This is a genomic window from Pseudoalteromonas sp. NZS71 (genome assembly GCF_015864715.1).
Taxonomy (GTDB): Bacteria; Pseudomonadota; Gammaproteobacteria; order Enterobacterales; family Alteromonadaceae; genus Pseudoalteromonas; species Pseudoalteromonas arctica.
Genome location: NZ_JADYWS010000004.1, coordinates 129,423 through 145,162, shown reverse-complemented (window position 1 = coordinate 145,162; position 15,740 = coordinate 129,423). Strand labels below are relative to the sequence as shown.

The 15,740-nt window shown below is 39.5% G+C and carries 17 protein-coding genes; 11 read left to right on the top strand and 6 right to left on the bottom strand.

What is annotated here, in order from left to right:
* The first annotated feature begins 366 nt into the window (after window positions 1-366).
* The 6 genes from I6E85_RS21140 to yacG all read left to right on the top strand — a co-directional run bounded on the left by I6E85_RS21140 (window position 367) and on the right by yacG (window position 6,047).
* Complete coding sequence (locus I6E85_RS21140; RefSeq protein ID WP_197236619.1) at window positions 367-825, top strand: pilin; 459 nt, start codon at window positions 367-369, stop codon at window positions 823-825.
* A gap of 159 nt (window positions 826-984) precedes the next feature.
* Window positions 985-2,214, top strand: a complete 1,230-nt coding sequence (locus tag I6E85_RS04000; RefSeq protein ID WP_197236618.1) for a type II secretion system F family protein — start codon at window positions 985-987, stop codon at window positions 2,212-2,214.
* Between the two features lie 148 nt (window positions 2,215-2,362).
* Window positions 2,363-3,256, top strand: a complete 894-nt coding sequence (locus tag I6E85_RS03995; RefSeq protein WP_197236617.1) for an A24 family peptidase — start codon at window positions 2,363-2,365, stop codon at window positions 3,254-3,256.
* A 1-nt stretch (window position 3,257) separates the two neighbouring features.
* The gene (gene coaE, locus I6E85_RS03990) at window positions 3,258-3,899 is read left to right on the top strand and encodes a dephospho-CoA kinase (protein ID WP_197236616.1); all 642 of its coding nucleotides are present in this window, start codon (window positions 3,258-3,260) and stop codon (window positions 3,897-3,899) included.
* A 126-nt stretch (window positions 3,900-4,025) separates the two neighbouring features.
* Window positions 4,026-5,702, top strand: coding sequence for a type IV-A pilus assembly ATPase PilB (gene pilB, locus I6E85_RS03985; RefSeq protein ID WP_024608869.1), 1,677 nt, complete (start codon window positions 4,026-4,028; stop codon window positions 5,700-5,702).
* A gap of 114 nt (window positions 5,703-5,816) precedes the next feature.
* Window positions 5,817-6,047, top strand: coding sequence for a DNA gyrase inhibitor YacG (gene yacG, locus I6E85_RS03980; protein ID WP_007586146.1), 231 nt, complete (start codon window positions 5,817-5,819; stop codon window positions 6,045-6,047).
* A 71-nt stretch (window positions 6,048-6,118) separates the two neighbouring features.
* On the opposite strand, the gene I6E85_RS03975 is transcribed toward yacG, so the two are convergent.
* A complete protein-coding gene (locus I6E85_RS03975) occupies window positions 6,119-6,607 on the bottom strand; it encodes a Spy/CpxP family protein refolding chaperone (protein WP_197111597.1) in 489 nt (162 codons plus the stop codon).
* Between the two features lie 177 nt (window positions 6,608-6,784).
* Here I6E85_RS03975 and I6E85_RS03970 point away from each other — a divergent pair, with 177 nt between their 5' ends.
* Genes I6E85_RS03970 through I6E85_RS03960 form a run of 3 tightly spaced genes read left to right on the top strand, consistent with a single transcriptional unit; the run spans window position 6,785 to window position 9,818 of the window.
* Window positions 6,785-7,474, top strand: coding sequence for a response regulator (locus tag I6E85_RS03970; protein ID WP_101163286.1), 690 nt, complete (start codon window positions 6,785-6,787; stop codon window positions 7,472-7,474).
* A complete protein-coding gene (locus I6E85_RS03965) occupies window positions 7,452-8,867 on the top strand; it encodes an ATP-binding protein (RefSeq protein ID WP_024590618.1) in 1,416 nt (471 codons plus the stop codon). The genes I6E85_RS03970 and I6E85_RS03965 overlap by 23 nt, the downstream gene beginning before the upstream one ends.
* Before the next feature lie 3 nt (window positions 8,868-8,870).
* The gene (locus tag I6E85_RS03960; RefSeq protein WP_007586153.1) at window positions 8,871-9,818 is read left to right on the top strand and encodes an alpha/beta fold hydrolase; all 948 of its coding nucleotides are present in this window, start codon (window positions 8,871-8,873) and stop codon (window positions 9,816-9,818) included.
* On the opposite strand, the gene I6E85_RS03955 is transcribed toward I6E85_RS03960, so the two are convergent.
* Window positions 9,778-10,644 carry a cation diffusion facilitator family transporter gene (locus tag I6E85_RS03955; protein WP_081709160.1) on the bottom strand — a complete coding sequence of 289 codons (867 nt, stop codon included), beginning with the start codon at window positions 10,642-10,644 and terminating at the stop codon, window positions 9,778-9,780. The genes I6E85_RS03960 and I6E85_RS03955 overlap by 41 nt on opposite strands.
* Before the next feature lie 161 nt (window positions 10,645-10,805).
* On the opposite strand from I6E85_RS03955, the gene trmL reads away from it, so the two are divergent.
* Window positions 10,806-11,270, top strand: a complete 465-nt coding sequence (trmL, locus tag I6E85_RS03950; RefSeq protein WP_007582820.1) for a tRNA (uridine(34)/cytosine(34)/5-carboxymethylaminomethyluridine(34)-2'-O)-methyltransferase TrmL — start codon at window positions 10,806-10,808, stop codon at window positions 11,268-11,270.
* Window positions 11,271-11,339: 69 nt separating this feature from the next.
* Here the strand turns inward: trmL and gpsA are convergent, their stop codons facing one another.
* From gpsA to I6E85_RS03930, 4 genes are read right to left on the bottom strand one after another with little or no spacing between them, the layout of a single operon-like run.
* Window positions 11,340-12,347 (bottom strand): NAD(P)H-dependent glycerol-3-phosphate dehydrogenase, encoded by a 1,008-nt coding sequence (gpsA, locus tag I6E85_RS03945; RefSeq protein ID WP_007582822.1) that lies wholly within the window; start codon window positions 12,345-12,347, stop codon window positions 11,340-11,342.
* 3 nt (window positions 12,348-12,350) lie between these two features.
* Window positions 12,351-12,836: a protein-export chaperone SecB gene (gene secB, locus I6E85_RS03940; RefSeq protein WP_024590616.1), complete on the bottom strand. Its 486-nt coding sequence runs from the start codon at window positions 12,834-12,836 to the stop codon at window positions 12,351-12,353.
* A 34-nt stretch (window positions 12,837-12,870) separates the two neighbouring features.
* Window positions 12,871-13,128: a glutaredoxin 3 gene (gene grxC / locus I6E85_RS03935; RefSeq protein WP_002957783.1), complete on the bottom strand. Its 258-nt coding sequence runs from the start codon at window positions 13,126-13,128 to the stop codon at window positions 12,871-12,873.
* 31 nt (window positions 13,129-13,159) lie between these two features.
* Window positions 13,160-13,591, bottom strand: a complete 432-nt coding sequence (locus tag I6E85_RS03930) for a rhodanese-like domain-containing protein (RefSeq protein ID WP_002957784.1) — start codon at window positions 13,589-13,591, stop codon at window positions 13,160-13,162.
* A 603-nt stretch (window positions 13,592-14,194) separates the two neighbouring features.
* Between I6E85_RS03930 and gpmM the strand changes: the two genes are divergently transcribed.
* Window positions 14,195-15,739 carry a 2,3-bisphosphoglycerate-independent phosphoglycerate mutase gene (gpmM, locus tag I6E85_RS03925; RefSeq protein ID WP_007582830.1) on the top strand — a complete coding sequence of 515 codons (1,545 nt, stop codon included), beginning with the start codon at window positions 14,195-14,197 and terminating at the stop codon, window positions 15,737-15,739.
* The last annotated feature ends 1 nt before the right edge of the window (window position 15,740 follow it).

The window sequence follows — 15,740 nt, the reverse complement described above, 5'->3', positions numbered from 1 at the left end:
AGATACGTGCTAAATACTAAAATAAAATGGTAGACTAATTCTGTTGTACTATTTTATTTTAAAAGGTAGTCATAAATAACTAGTACCTTTAGTTTTTAAAGACATAATTAAAAACTAAAGCAACTAAACTACTTACTTTATGCCTATACTATTTGTTGCTACAACATGTAGTGCTCTTAGTAAACTTTTATAGCTAGTACTAAACATAATGAATTCACATACGGCTTTTGTGTTTCATACTCTAAAGCTAAAGTGTAATAAAATTAATTTTAAGTAAAACTGTAAAGTAAATCAGTTAAATTAAGTGAGGCATTTTGCCACTTAAGTGATTTAAGTTACAAAAATCTATCCTTTAGGAGAGGAAACATGAAAACAATGACTCAAAAACAACAGGGTTTCACCCTAATTGAATTAATGATTGTAGTAGCAATCATCGGTATTCTTGCTGCAGTAGCGTTACCACAATATCAAAATTACACAGCTAGAGCACAAGCAGCTGAAGCTGTATCTTTAGCAGCAGGTTCAAAAACAGCAATCGCAGAGTTTTACCAATCTAATGGGAGCTACCCAGCAGCTACTACTGCTCCAAAACATACAGAATTATCAGTAACAGGAACTTATTCAAGTTCAGCAGTTACAGCTGCTACTGGTGTTATTGTGGTAACTATGAACACCACTGACGTTTCATCAAAACTACAAGGTAAAAAGTTTACATTTACCCCTGACCTTACAAATAATGCATTCAAGTGGACTTGTACAAATGACCTTGCAACTGGTGACGAAAGTATCGCACCTAAAGGCTGTACAGGAACAACAACTCCTTAATAGTATTAGTAGAAAGAGGGGTTTTGCCCCTCTTTCTGATACACTCGAAACCTAAGGCTACTTCTTAACCTACTAATACCAGTAACTGTCTTGAAACCCTAAAGTAACAAAAAACCTGTAGTCAAAAGAAAAATCAAACTATTTTTGAGGCTTTATATTGTGGCAAAAAAGCAAGAAAGCAAGGGCTTGGATATTTTTCAATGGGTCGGTGTAAGTGCTCGTGGTAAGAAACTAGAAGGAGAGTTAACAGGAAATAGCATAGCACTTGTTAAAGCTCAGCTTCGTAAGCAAGGCATAACACCTTCTAAAGTAAAGCGTAAGGCAAAGCCTCTTTTTGGTATTCAAAGCGTACAAAAAATCACCCCTAAAGATATTGCTTTAGTAACTCGGCAAATAGCAACTATGCTAATGGCAGGTGTACCTCTTATACAAGCAATTGAAATGATAGGCTCCGGGTCTTCCAATAAAAGTGTCTCCAAATTAATGGAGACTATTGCTGACGAAGTAAAAGCGGGCCAACCATTATCTACAGCACTTAGAAAACATCCACGTTATTTTGATGATTTATATTGTGATTTGGTTGCATCAGGCGAGCAGTCTGGTGCACTTGATAGAATTTTTGACCGTGTCGCAATTTATAAGGAAAAATCTGAAGCATTAAAATCTAAAATAAAAAAAGCAATGTTTTACCCTGTAGCAGTTCTAGTGGTCGCACTTATTGTGACTTCTATATTACTTATTTTTGTGGTACCACAATTCCAGGATATTTTTAATGGTTTTGGTGCTGAACTACCTGCATTTACTTTATTTGTAATTGGTATATCTGAATTTATGCAAGCATATTGGTGGATGATACTAATCACTATTGTTGCCTTTGGTTATGCATTTAAAGAAGCTAAATTAAGAAGCTTAAAGCTCAGAGATGCAACTGATAGATTAATATTGAAAATGCCTGTTGTCGGTATGATACTAAATAAAGCAGCAGTTGCTCGCTATGCACGAACGCTTTCGACCACTTTTGCCGCTGGTGTGCCGCTGGTTGATGCACTTGACTCTGCTGCAGGGGCTTCCGGCAATGCCGTTTATCGTTACGCTATTTTAGACATAAAACTCGAGGTTAGCTCTGGTAATCAGATGAACTGGGCAATGCGTAACTCAAAAATATTCCCTGATATGGTAATACAAATGGTCGCGATTGGTGAAGAATCTGGCTCATTAGATGGCATGCTTGCTAAGGTAGCGACTATTTATGAACAAGAAGTTGATGATGCAGTAGACGGCCTTTCAAGCCTACTTGAGCCACTTATTATGGCCGTACTAGGTGTACTTGTTGGTGGCTTAATTATCGCGATGTATTTACCTATTTTCCAACTTGGTTCTGTTGTTTAATTATCAAAAATAACAATTTACAAGAAATAAAAGAGAGCCTCACTTTTTTGCTAAGGTATAGCTATTAATGTCTTCTCACTTACTCTCTTTCACTTCTCTTTGTGATAATAATTTCACTTAATTTTTAGAACAGTTTTTAGGTAAACAAATGCAAAGTATTATTGAAGTAATGCAAAGCCAACTGTGGTTTTATTTAACCACCGTTGGCTTAATTAGTTTATGTATCGGTAGTTTTTTAAATGTGGTTATTTATCGCTTACCATTGATGATGCAACGTGAGTGGCAAAGCGAATGCCGTATATTGCTAGATGATGATCTTACAGCTAATAAATCTAAACAAGCCAATAACAATGAGCCTTTTAACTTAGTAAAACCCAATTCTACCTGCCCTAAATGTAAAACTGCCATTAAACCTTGGCAGAATATTCCTATTATTAGTTGGTTAGCACTTAAAGGTAAATGCGCAAGTTGCAGTAATCCTATTTCGGCTCGATACCCTGCTGTAGAGCTAATTACTGCCCTATTAAGTTTAATTGTTGCCTATAGCTTTGGTGCGACCGAGCAAGCCCTTTTATATATTTTTGTAACGTGGATTTTAGTTGCACTGACCTTTATTGATATTGATCATATGCTGCTGCCAGATCAACTTACACTTCCGCTAGTATGGCTTGCACTTATTGCCTCTGTAATGGGTTACACAATTACGCCTACTGATGCCATTATTGGTGCTGCTTGCGGTTATTTAAGCTTATGGAGTGTGTTTTGGCTATTTAAGTTATTAACTGGTAAAGAAGGTATGGGCTATGGCGATTTTAAATTGCTTGCTGTATTTGGGGCATTACTTGGCTGGCAGTCATTACTTACAATTATTCTGCTTTCGAGCGTAGTGGGTGCCATTATAGGTATTGCGCTGTTGAGCATACAAGGTAAAGACAAAGCAACGCCTATCCCTTTTGGGCCTTATTTAGCGATAGCTGGCTGGATTGCAATGCTTTGGGGCAACCAAATTCAAGGCGCTTATTTTAATTTAATAGGTTATTAAAATGAGTGAACAAATTACTAAAGTTAATAGCTGGGTATTAGGTTTAACAGGCGGTATTGGCTGTGGTAAAACAGCCGTAAGCAATATGTTTGAAGAACTTGGTATTACAATAGTTGATGCCGATATAATTGCGCGCGAAGTAGTACTCCCAAATAGCAAAGGGCTAAAAGCGATTACAGCACACTTTGGTGAGGATATTTTATTGCCTGATGGCACATTAAATAGAGCAGAATTGCGCGCAAAAATATTTACTAGCAACAATGACAAAGAATGGCTTAATGCGTTACTGCACCCTCTTATACGGATAAAAATACTAAACGATTTAAATAATGCAACTAGCCCTTATGTTGTTTTAGTAGCGCCTTTATTGTTTGAAAACAACCTTGATAAATATTGCGACCACACCCTACTTATTGACGTACCAACCTCTGTACAAATAGCGCGTACAGTAAAACGTGACAACACAAGTAGTGAGCAAGTTAAAAGTATTATTGCCTCGCAAATGTCACGTGCCGATAAGCAGCAAAAAGCGGATGATATTTTAAATAACGACCGTAGTTTAAACCTAGTGCATATAGAACTTGTTGATCTTCATAAAAAGTACCTACAATATGCATTACACAACAAAACTAACTCACATTAACACTGTCCTAACTCACACAAACTCGTATTTTAGTTAGTAAAATCACAACAAAGAATGAAAGGTGATGTAATCACCTTCTTTTTTCTGATAAATTGCTTACTATTGAAGGAATAAAACAGGTGCGCAATGAATATTAACTCACCGTTATTGAGAAAATTTATAACCCTTGGCCGCATTGATGCCGACACGGTTAAAAACAAACAAAATGAATTTGCCTCAACAGCTGAGCTTATTTCTAAATGTGGAAAAATCGATAGTAAAGATTTAGCTGAACAATGTATTGATCTGTTTCGCGTACCTTATTTTGATTTAAAAGACTTTGATCCTACAAGAATCCCGGCCGATCTCGTAAAAGAAAAACTTATACGTAAACATCATATTTTGCCGCTTGTTCAAAAAGATCGAAAAGTTTATATAGCAGCATCAGACCCAACAGATTACGGCGCATTCGAAAACTTTGAGTTTAGTACCGGTCTTTCATGCGAAATTGTTGTTGTTGATTATATTCAACTCGATACCAAAATCGAGCAATTACTAGATGCTACTGGCAGCCTAAATTTAACTGATGACGAGTTTCAGGAATTTGCTGATTTAGACTCAGAAAGTCAAAGAGATACAGCACCACAAGATGATGATAAAGACGACGCGCCTATCATCGTATACATCAACAAAATTTTAATGGATGCCATTAAAAAAGGCGCCTCTGATTTACACTTTGAACCGTATGAGCACAAGTACCGTATTCGCTTTCGTATTGATGGCATTTTGCATGAAGTTGCAAGCCCACCCAATACATTAGCCACCAAGCTTTCTGCGCGTATTAAAGTAATGTCGCGACTCGATATTGCCGAAAAACGTAAACCACAAGATGGTCGTATAAAACTAAAAATCACTGAACGCAAAAGTATCGACTTTCGTGTAAGTACTATGCCTACCTTGTGGGGCGAAAAAATAGTAATGCGTATCCTTGATTCATCAAGCGCTATGTTAGGCATTGATGTATTAGGTTACGAGCCTGAGCAGAAAAAGCTCTATATGGATGCACTTGCCCAGCCTCAAGGGATGATACTAGTAACAGGGCCAACGGGTTCTGGTAAAACAGTATCACTATACACAGGTTTAAATATATTAAACCAGCCAGAGCGTAATATTAGTACTGCGGAAGATCCGGTTGAGATTAACCTTGAAGGTGTAAACCAAGTACAAATTAATATTAAAGCCGATATGACTTTTGCCAATGCACTGCGTGCTTTTTTACGTCAAGATCCTGATGTAGTTATGGTAGGTGAAATACGTGACCTAGAAACCGCAGAAATATCAATAAAAGCGGCGCAAACAGGTCACTTAGTTTTATCTACTTTGCATACAAACTCAGCACCGGAAACAATCACCCGTTTATTAAATATGGGTGTGCCCGCTTATAACGTAGCAAGTTCGATCAGCTTAATAATAGCCCAACGTCTAGCTCGTCGTTTATGCCCTAAATGTAAAACGCCAGAACAACTTCCGAGTGAAGAACTGGCTCGCCAAGGATTTAGCGCCAAGCAAATTGAAGAAATGACGTTATATACGCCTAAAGGGTGTGATAGCTGTACCGATGGTTATAAAGGCCGAGTGGGTATTTACGAAGTAATGCAAATTACCCCTGAAATTGCCCAAATTATTATGCGCGGTGGTAACTCGCTTGAAATAGCTGACGTTTCACTTAAAGCCGGATTTAATAATTTACGTTTATCAGGTTTACGCAAAGCAGCCGATGGTCTTACATCCCTTGGTGAAATTAACCGCGTGACTAATTTTTAAAAGTCCATAGTAAAAGTTACAAGGTTCTGAACACTAAATTCAGAGCCTTACTTATACCTAGAGACTCATATCTAAGTAATGTAAAATGCAGAAAAAGATTGTAAAGAGTAAATTATGCCTACTATTGTAAACTGCCCAACCTGTAAAACTAAAGTTGAATGGTCAGAGCAAAGCCCATTTCGTCCTTTTTGCTCAAAACGCTGTCAGCTAATTGATTTAGGTGAATGGTCGTTTGAAAATAACAGAATTTCTGCACCAATCACCTCGGCTGAAGAGTTTAGCCAAGACATGATTGAAGATATTGAAGCTATGCTGGCTAAAAATGAAGATGACTTTTTTAAGTAATTTATCTTCATTATGCCCTAAATACGAAAACCAGCATTAAGCTGGTTTTTTAGTATTTACAAAAAGTATAATTAACTTTTTTGTTTACTGTGCTTTTTATTCATACGCTTTTGCATTTTAGCAAATTTCTCTTTTTGCTCAGCGTTAAGAACTTGCATTACTTGGTGCTGCGTTTTTAGTTTAATTAAACCAAATTGATCACCTTTTTCGCGGCGTTCATTTAATAGCTCTTTTGCTGCATTTTCGTCAAATGTTGCCGCCGAAAGTAACGCATCCATTTTAGCTTTATGCGCTTCACGCATCGCTTTACGGGCTTCTTTATCGTCGCCACGCAACGCTTTCATCTGTGTTTTTTGCGCTTCAAAAATAGCTTTTAGCTTAGTTTGCTGCTCATCTGTTAAGCTTAATTTTTCAACGCCGCGCTCAGAAAGTAAAAAGCGAGCTTGAGAATGGCCTTGTTTATGTCCGTCGCCTTTAGCTAATACGCTACCAGCACCAAGCGTTGCTGTTGCTAAGCCACAGATAAGTACTAATTTTGAAAGTGTGTTTAATTTAGTCATAATCATTACCTTAATATTGAATTGGTTGGTTGAGCGATTGTGGCTGCTAAGCCAGTGAGTTAACTATACCTAACTCAATGCAAAGTAACGCAAAGCAGTGTAAAGGTTGTGTAAAGATTCACCTTTGCACTATTTAGCGGGTAAAATAACGCTATAAACAACTCTAAGGGTTTGTAAATGAAACTATTAATGATTGATGACGACACTGGCCTTTGCGAGCTATTAAGTGAGTATTTAACTGCCCAAGGGTTTGAAATACAAAGCGTACACGACGGTGAGCAAGGCCTTAAACTAGCACAAGCAAATGACTACGCCCTTATATTGCTAGATGTAATGCTACCAACGCTTGATGGTTTTGAAGTGCTTAAACAACTTAGGCAAACAAAACTCACACCGGTCATAATGCTTACTGCAAAAGGTGAAGACTTTGACCGTATTTTTGGCCTAGAGCTAGGCGCTGATGATTACATTCCAAAGCCTTTTAATCATCGTGAATTACTAGCCCGCGTAAAAGCGATAACACGCCGTATAGAGCACATTAATAGCTTAAATGCAGCTACAACGAGTAAGTTACTCGTTAATGGTATTACTGTTAACCTTGCTGCGCGAGAGGCCTCAATCGACGGCTCTACACTGACTCTTACTGGTACAGAGTACGAAATACTCACGCTATTGTGTAAAAATGCAGGCGAAGTGGTTAGTAAAGAGCAAATTAGCGAAGAAGTACTAGGCAGGCGTTTAGCTTCTTTTGATCGCTCTATCGATATGCATGTAAGTAATATCCGTAAAAAAATAGCTGAGCATATTTCAGGTGAGCGAATTAAAACAATGCGAGGTACGGGTTATGTCTTTATCCAAGGCGAATAAAAGCACTTACTTTGCTTGGTTAAAACATCCTGGGCACTACCTGTTTTTTAAAGTATTTATTTGGTTTTGGTTAACTATAATCGGCACCGTAGCAGCGCTTATATTTTTAAGTAATATAACCGCTATTAATGCGGTATCTAACGAGCCACTTTATGGCCCAATGAAAAAAAACCTAATATATACCGCCAAAAGTATTGAGCGTACTGCCATTAAACATAAGCGCAGCCTAAGTGAAGTATTAGTACACCCTCGCCTATCAAAGCGTAAACTTTTATACTTAAGCGCAGCTCAAAGCGAGGACTCTCTTAGTAGTAAAGAGGTGCCAGAGAGCATCGATTTAAGTTTATTAAATTTCACTCAAAATATGTCACCGCAAATTATTTTCACTGAAAAATATCAAGCCTTCGGCCCTGTTAATATAAACGTGCCTGAAGGGAGTTTTTATCTTTATGAAATAGATATTAATCATCAACCACCGCTAATAATGCGCTTTAAGCTTATGCCTAATTGGATGAAAATAGTCATCGCAATTGTTGCCTCTCTTATTTTAAGCTTTGTATTTAGCCGGAACTTAATAGCCCCTATAAATAGCCTTAAAAAAGCGGCAATTAAACTATCAGCGGGTAACCTAAGCGCAAGAGCCGACATTTCTGTAAACCGAAAAGATGAGCTAGGAATACTAGGGCGAGATTTTAACAGCATGGCTAATCAGTTAGAGCTTTTAATCAGCTCACAAAAACGCTTATTAGCCGACATATCACATGAGTTACGATCGCCTCTTACACGTTTAAAAATGGCTACCGGGCTTGCACAAATGCAAGCTAACGACGCTAGCCAATCGTATTTATTACGCATAGAAAAAGAAGCTAACCAACTCGATAAAATGATTGCCGACGTGCTGCAAGTTTCTCGCTTAGAAGCAAAAAGCCAAGCGCTTTCACTGCAAAAACAATCATTACAAATAATTGTAGATCACGTTATTAACGATGCGCAGTTTGAAGCAAAACAAAATAATAAGCAGCTAAATATAGTGGGCGCTGTAGATGTAAACATTAATTGCGACGAAGGCCTTATTGCCAGTGCGCTTGAAAACCTATTACGCAACGCTATTAAATACGCAAATAATACAATTAGCATTACTCTAAAGCATGCTGATGCCATTTATATAGAAATATGTGACGATGGCTCTGGTGTGCCAGATGATCAACTGAGCAAGCTTTGCGAGCCCTTTTTTAGGCAATCAGATGCGCGCGATCGCGTAAGTGGTGGCACGGGTTTAGGTCTTGCGATTGCTAAAAATGCTATTACTGCGCATGGCGGCAGTTTAGTATTATCAAATAAAGAACTAGGTGGCTTGTGTGCTAATATAACCTTGCCATTAATAAAAGAGTAAAGCATGTTTTATAGTAGTGAGCGTGAGCTTAAGAGTAATCAAATAACAATTAATAACTTTTATAAAAACACGCTAATTAAAGCTTATTTAGATACACCTAACGGGCAATTATTTTATGCTTATGCCATACCAGATAAAGCCAAAAATGCCATTGTAATAAGCTCTGGGCGCCTTGAAGGGTTAGATAAATATAAAGAGTTGTTATGGGAGCTGTATAACAATAATTTTGCCATATTCATAGCCGATCACCAAGGACAAGGCCGCTCTTATCGCCACCTACTAAATAAGCACAAAGGCCATGTTAATCAATTTAAAGATTACAGCGCAGACCTAAACTTATTTAATACACAAATAGTGGATACTCATTGGCAAGGTAAAAAGGTGTTAGTGAGTCATTCAATGGGCGGCGCCATAGCATTTGACTATCTTGCGCATTTTGAACACAACTTTAGTGGCGCGTTTTTATCAGCGCCTATGCTTGATATTTATACAAAAAACACACCAAAGCCTTTAGCTAAATTAATAGCAAGTACTGCAACCCTTTTGGGTCAAAAAGACAATTACGCACTAGGGCAAACCGATTACATACCCGATGAGTTTGCTACAAATGTATTAACCAGCAGCCCAGTGCGTTACGAGCTATTTAGGCAAACATATCAAGAAGAGCCATTACTACAGCTCGGCGGTGTTACTTACGGCTGGCTAAATGCGACGTTTGCATTTATAACTTCTGTGGATAACTTAAGCGTGACTATTCCACTTTATATTGCCAGTGCGCAAAACGACGAAGTGGTTGATAACAATGCCCAATATAAATTAGCAAACAGGCACGTAAACACGGTACTTAAAAGCTTTGAAGGCGCTAAACACGAGCTGTTTTTTGAACGTGATGAAATACGCCAGCCATTGCTTAAAAGCTTGTATCAGTTTTGTGAGTCGGTGACGGCTTAATAAGTACCGACAAAGGGTCGAGGTGGATCAGTATATCTACCTCAGACTCAAAGCGTTCTTTAAGCATTGCCTCTACTTCATCAGCTACGTTATGTGCGCGAATCAAACTTAAATGATCATCAAGCTCTAAGTGCATTTGGATAAACTTAACTTTTCCGCCTTGGCGCGTGCGAATATCATGCACACCATGTACATCAGCATGGGCTCTGGCTATATCAAATATGCTTTGCTTTTCATCATCTGGCAGTTCTTTATCCATTAAATGATCGGCACTATCGCGAGCAATATCCCAGCTGTTATAAAGTAAGTAACCCGCTACACCTATCGCAAAAACAGGATCGGCATACAACACACCATAATAAGCTAACAAAATAGCTAATAGCACAGCGGCATTTAATATTAAATCACCTTTGTAATGTACTGAGTCGGCTTTTATAGCAATTGAATCGGTGTATTTAACCACCTTGTTTTGTACAAATACAATGACGAGCGTGCACGCAATAGCAAAAATACTTACCCACACACCTAATAAAGAATGGCTTAACTGTATAGGGTTAAATAATCGCTCAATACCATGAAAAGCAAGTAGGCAACCTGAGCCTGCAATAAACGCGGCTTGCCCAAGTCCAGCAAGTGCTTCAGCTTTTCCGTGTCCAAATCTATGGTCATCATCTGCTGGGCGCAGTGCGTAACCTAACACTAAAAAACTCATGGCGGTGGCAGTAATATCCATTAACGAATCAGTTAACGAGCCAAGCATTGAGGCAGAGCCAGAAGCCAGCCATGCCCATGTTTTTGCGCCAATCATTAAACTAACCATTACCATGGTAACAATGCTTGAAGTTTTAACCCAAAATTCGTAGCTACGGTTATGCACGTTTTAATCCGATAATTAGGAGTACTCAATAGTGTGAGTATATCATTTTTTTAAAAGGTTTCGTGTATACTGCCCGTCGTCAAACTACAGATTATTTTATAAGGCTCATTATGCTGGATATTGTTTTATACCAACCTGAAATACCGCCTAACACTGGTAATATTATTCGCCTATGTGCCAATACCGGCTATGCATTACATTTAATTGAGCCGCTAGGTTTTGAGTGGGACGATAAGCGCGTGAAACGTGCAGGACTTGATTATCATGAATTTAGTCATGTTCAACGCCATGCCTCATTTGAAGATTACCTTGAAAAATGTAAACCAAAAAAAATATATGCATGTACAACCAAAGGTAGTCAGTTTCACCATGAAGCAAGTTACGAAGCGGGTGACTGCTTGGTATTTGGCCCAGAAACTCGCGGCCTGCCTGACGATATGATCCAAGCACTGCCAAAAGAGCAGCGTGTACGTATTCCTATGCAAGCCAATAGCCGCAGCATGAACCTATCAAACGCAGTAGCCGTGTTTGTTTACGAGTCGTGGCGCCAGTTGGGTTTTCCTAACGCGCAGTAAATAGCTTTGAGCTAAACAACAAAAAACCGACATAATGTCGGTTTTTTAGTTTTATAAACCCTTATAAAATTATTCAGAACGTTGCTCTCGGCCTAATAGCGCCATTGCAGCTTCTTTCATATCTTTATTTTCATAAAGCACTTTATAAATTTGCTCGGTAATCGGCATTTCTACACCGCTACGCTGCGCTAATAAATACACTTCTTTGGTATTTCTAAAGCCTTCAACTACTTGACCAATTGATTCAATAGCAGCATCAACGCTTTCGCCTTTACCTAACGCTAAACCAAATCGACGATTACGTGATTGGTTATCTGTACACGTTAGTATTAAATCGCCAAGGCCTGCCATCCCCATGAAGGTTTCTGGCTTAGCACCAAGAGCGCAACCTAAACGAGTAAGCTCTGCAAGGCCTCGGGTGATAAGTGCGGTACGCGCATTAGCGCCAAAACCAACACCGTCCGAAATACCGGCACCAATGGCAATTACATTCTTAACCGCACCACCGAGTTGTATACCAATAAAATCATCATTGTTATACACACGGAATGAGCGACCACAATGAAGTAAATCAGCAAGCTGCTGAGCAAATTCAGGTGACGTAGAAGACACTGAAATAGCTGTAGGTGAACCCATCGCCATTTCTTTTGCAAACGTAGGACCCGACAGTACCGCAAGTGGAATATCATCACCCAATTCTTGCAAAGCCACTTCTTGTAACAAACGTCCAGTATTAGGCTCAAGCCCTTTAGTTGCCCACGCTACTTTGGCACCGTCTTGCAATGCAGGTTTTATCTGGGCAAGTGTGTCGCCAAAAGCATGACTTGGCACAACAACAAGTACAATAGCGCTGCTAGCAACGGCATGTTGTAAGTTAGCTTCAAGAGTAAGAGTATCTGGAAAAGGAGCATCAGGTAAGTAACGTTGATTTTTCCGCTCAGCTGCAAGCGTGGCAACGTCGTCGCTATTTCTTCCCCAAAGTGTCACGTGGTGACCATTTCGGGCTAAACAAATAGCAAGGGCGGTGCCGTAAGACCCCGCCCCTAATACAGTAACAGCTGTAGTTGCTGTACTCATAAGTTATGCGTCTGCTGAAGCCTGGTCAGCTTGCGCAGTACGTTGTTGCATGTATTGTGAAAATAACGCATCAAAATTAACTGGCGCAAGGTTAAGCTGTGGGAAAGTACCACGGTTAACAAGGTTTGAAACAGCTTCACGTGCATATGGGAACAACACGTTAGGACAAAATGCACCTAGCATGTGCGCAAGTTGCACTTCTTCAACTTCAGCAATAGTAAAAATACCTGCTTGTTGAATTTCACATAAGAACGCAGTTTCTTCACCAAGAGAAGCGGTTACAGTTAGCGCTAAAACAACTTCAAATACACCTTCGTCTAGTTTATTAGAGCGTGTATCTAGGTCTAGCTTAACTTCTGGCGTCCATTCTTTTTGAAAAATGGCCGGAGAGTTTGGCGTTTCAAACGATACGTCTTTAGTGTAAATACGTTGAATAGTAAATTGTGCGCCGTCTTGTGCAGCTGCTACGTTTTGATTTTCTTCGTTCATTGTTATTCCTAACTTGTTCGTTATTATAATTAAATTAAGCGTTTAGCTTAGCGTCAAGTTTACCTTGCGCTTCAATAGCCATCATGTCGTCGCAGCCACCGATATGTTCATCATTAATAAAAATTTGCGGTACTGTGCTTGCACCACCTGCTTTGGCAATCATTTCATCGCGTAGCTCAGGCTGTACACCAATATCATAATTTGTGTATTCAACGCCTTTGCTGTTTAAAAGCGAAAGAGCACGCTGACAAAATGGACAATACGCCTTGGTGTATAAAACAACATTACTCATAATAAATCCTCTATCGGCCTAGCTAAACTGATTAGCGACCTGTTGTAGTTGGTAAGCTGGCAGATTGCCACGCACCCATGCCACCTGCTAATAAGTAAACTCGTTCAAAACCAGCTTTACTCATAGCGGCTGCAGTACCTTGGGCAGTCATACCTGTAGTACATACAACTATAATGGGTTTAGTCTTGTACTTTTCAAGGCTTGAAAAGTCAGATTTTTTCGCATTCTCTGGGCTTAAGTGCTCAGCACCAGAAATACGCCCTGCATTAAACTCTTTTTGCGCACGTATATCGATTACTTGACCGTCATCACGGTTAATAAGTAACGTAAGCTGCTGAGGATTTATTTGACGAACAGCTGAAAGCTTACTCTTTATCCAGCCACTAACAATAAGGAAAACAATACCAACCCAAGCAAGGCTTAAAATGGGATGATTTGTAATAAATTCAATATATTGATCCATTCTACTTCCACTATGAAATTATGTTTTAAACCTAGGGCGTGTTGGCCTTTGTGGATTGAAATTTGTTCAATCTAGGGGCGATTAAATCGCGGCGCGAGATTTGTAACCTAGTGGGCTAAGTAAAAACCGAGCAACAAAGAGGTAATAGTCCCTAGAAAGAACCCAACGGGCAGCGTATGTTTGGTATTTATGCTACGTTATCGCCTATTTATGGGGAGTAACCACACTTCATAGGCTCTGCCTTGCCTAAAAACCAAACATACTGCTGCAAATTCAACCACCAAAGTGCAACACGCCCTAATATTTTAAGGATTTTGTACTTTAGCCACGCAAGTATACCCAAACCAACCTAAAATGCGAGTTTAGGAGCACTTAGAGACGTTTAAAAAACGATAAAGCCCCCCATATATAGTTAACAAGAACTCTTGATAATAAATCTATCTCAAGCAGAGTTCAGGTTAGTCAATGAGGTATAAGTGAAAAAATTTAATATCTTGTTTTCAATGCTGATCCTAGCTTAAAAACACGGTATGCTAAAACCACGCTAATAAACCTTTTAGGTGCACAGTATCCATCAACAGATACTAATTTTCAGGAGCTATTATGACAGAGCATAAAAAACCACTGGTATTAATGATTTTAGACGGTTGGGGATACCGCGAAGATACGCAAAGTAATGCTATTCTTGCAGCTAACACACCGGTATTAGACAATTTATGGGCCACACGGCCACACACATTAATATCAGCTTCGGGTTTAGATGTTGGTCTTCCTGATGGTCAAATGGGTAACTCAGAAGTTGGCCATGTGAACTTGGGGGCTGGTCGCATTGTTTATCAAGATTTTACCCGTATCACTAAAGCAATTAACGATGGCGAATTTGATTCAACCCCAGCCTTAGTTGAAAACATAGATAAAGCGGTAAGTGCAGGAAAAGCAGTTCACATAATGGGTCTTTTAAGCCCAGGTGGTGTGCATAGCCATGAAGACCACATAGTTGCTAGCATAAAACTTGCTGCAAAACGTGGCGCTAAAGAAGTTTACTTTCATGGCTTTTTAGATGGCCGCGATACACCTCCACGTAGTGCTAAAGCGTCAATCGAACGTATTGAAGCGTTATTTAGCGAACTTAAATGCGGTCGTTTGGCGTCACTTATTGGCCGCTACTACGCAATGGACAGAGACAACCGTTGGAACCGCGTAGAAAAAGCGTACAACGTAATTGCATTAGCTGAAGGTGACTTTAATTTTGATAACGGCGTAGAGGCACTTAATGCAGCGTACGAACGCGACGAAAACGACGAATTTGTGGCCGCTACAACCATTACACCAACAGGCGCCGCTCCTGCTTCAATAAACGATGGCGACACTCTAATTTTTGCCAACTTTAGAGCAGATAGAGCCCGCGAAATTACTCGCGCTTTTGTTGAGCCTGATTTTGATGGATTCGCAAGAAAAAGAACGCCAGAGCTTAGTGCATTTGTAATGATGACAGAGTATGCAGCCGATATAGATGCACCTATTGCCTTTGGTTCAACACCGTTAGTAAACGTACTTGGTGAGTGGTTTGAAAAAAATAACAAAACACAGCTTCGCATTTCAGAAACCGAAAAGTACGCACACGTTACGTTTTTCTTTAGTGGCGGGCGCGAAAGTGAATTTAAAGGCGAAACACGCGAGCTAATTCCTTCGCCGCAAGTTGCAACCTATGACTTACAACCTGAAATGAACTCAGAAATGCTAACCGACAAGCTAGTAGCAGCAATTAAAAGCGGTAAATACGATGCTATTATTTGTAACTACCCTAACGGCGATATGGTTGGTCACTCAGGTGTATTTGAAGCTGCTGTTAAAGCTTGTGAAGCTGTAGATAGCTGTATCGGCCGTGTTGTTGATGCACTTGAAGAGTTTGGTGGTGAAGCACTAATAACAGCCGATCATGGTAATGCTGAGCAAATGGCTGATCTTAAAACAGGCCAAGCGCATACTGCTCACACTAGTGAACCTGTACATTTTATTTATGTTGGTCGCGATGCAGAGCCTATGCAAGGTAAGGCATTAAGCGATGTAGCCCCTACAATGCTTCACTTAATGGGCATGGAGCAACCAAGCGAAATGACTGGTACGCCTATCATGATGTTGAAATGAC

Excerpts from the sequence above, each read along its gene's own strand:
- I6E85_RS21140 (WP_197236619.1), top strand. The coding sequence starts at position 367 with ATGAAAACAATGACTCAAAAACAACAGGGTTTCACCCTAATTGAATTA.
- I6E85_RS03995 (WP_197236617.1), top strand. The coding sequence starts at position 2,363 with ATGCAAAGTATTATTGAAGTAATGCAAAGCCAACTGTGGTTTTATTTA.
- coaE (WP_197236616.1), top strand. The coding sequence starts at position 3,258 with ATGAGTGAACAAATTACTAAAGTTAATAGCTGGGTATTAGGTTTAACA.
- pilB (WP_024608869.1), top strand. The coding sequence starts at position 4,026 with ATGAATATTAACTCACCGTTATTGAGAAAATTTATAACCCTTGGCCGC.
- yacG (WP_007586146.1), top strand. The coding sequence starts at position 5,817 with ATGCCTACTATTGTAAACTGCCCAACCTGTAAAACTAAAGTTGAATGG.
- I6E85_RS03975 (WP_197111597.1), bottom strand. The coding sequence starts at position 6,607 with ATGACTAAATTAAACACACTTTCAAAATTAGTACTTATCTGTGGCTTA.
- I6E85_RS03970 (WP_101163286.1), top strand. The coding sequence starts at position 6,785 with ATGAAACTATTAATGATTGATGACGACACTGGCCTTTGCGAGCTATTA.
- I6E85_RS03965 (WP_024590618.1), top strand. The coding sequence starts at position 7,452 with ATGTCTTTATCCAAGGCGAATAAAAGCACTTACTTTGCTTGGTTAAAA.
- I6E85_RS03960 (WP_007586153.1), top strand. The coding sequence starts at position 8,871 with ATGTTTTATAGTAGTGAGCGTGAGCTTAAGAGTAATCAAATAACAATT.
- I6E85_RS03955 (WP_081709160.1), bottom strand. The coding sequence starts at position 10,644 with ATGGTAATGGTTAGTTTAATGATTGGCGCAAAAACATGGGCATGGCTG.
- trmL (WP_007582820.1), top strand. The coding sequence starts at position 10,806 with ATGCTGGATATTGTTTTATACCAACCTGAAATACCGCCTAACACTGGT.
- gpsA (WP_007582822.1), bottom strand. The coding sequence starts at position 12,347 with ATGAGTACAGCAACTACAGCTGTTACTGTATTAGGGGCGGGGTCTTAC.
- secB (WP_024590616.1), bottom strand. The coding sequence starts at position 12,836 with ATGAACGAAGAAAATCAAAACGTAGCAGCTGCACAAGACGGCGCACAA.
- grxC (WP_002957783.1), bottom strand. The coding sequence starts at position 13,128 with ATGAGTAATGTTGTTTTATACACCAAGGCGTATTGTCCATTTTGTCAG.
- I6E85_RS03930 (WP_002957784.1), bottom strand. The coding sequence starts at position 13,591 with ATGGATCAATATATTGAATTTATTACAAATCATCCCATTTTAAGCCTT.
- gpmM (WP_007582830.1), top strand. The coding sequence starts at position 14,195 with ATGACAGAGCATAAAAAACCACTGGTATTAATGATTTTAGACGGTTGG.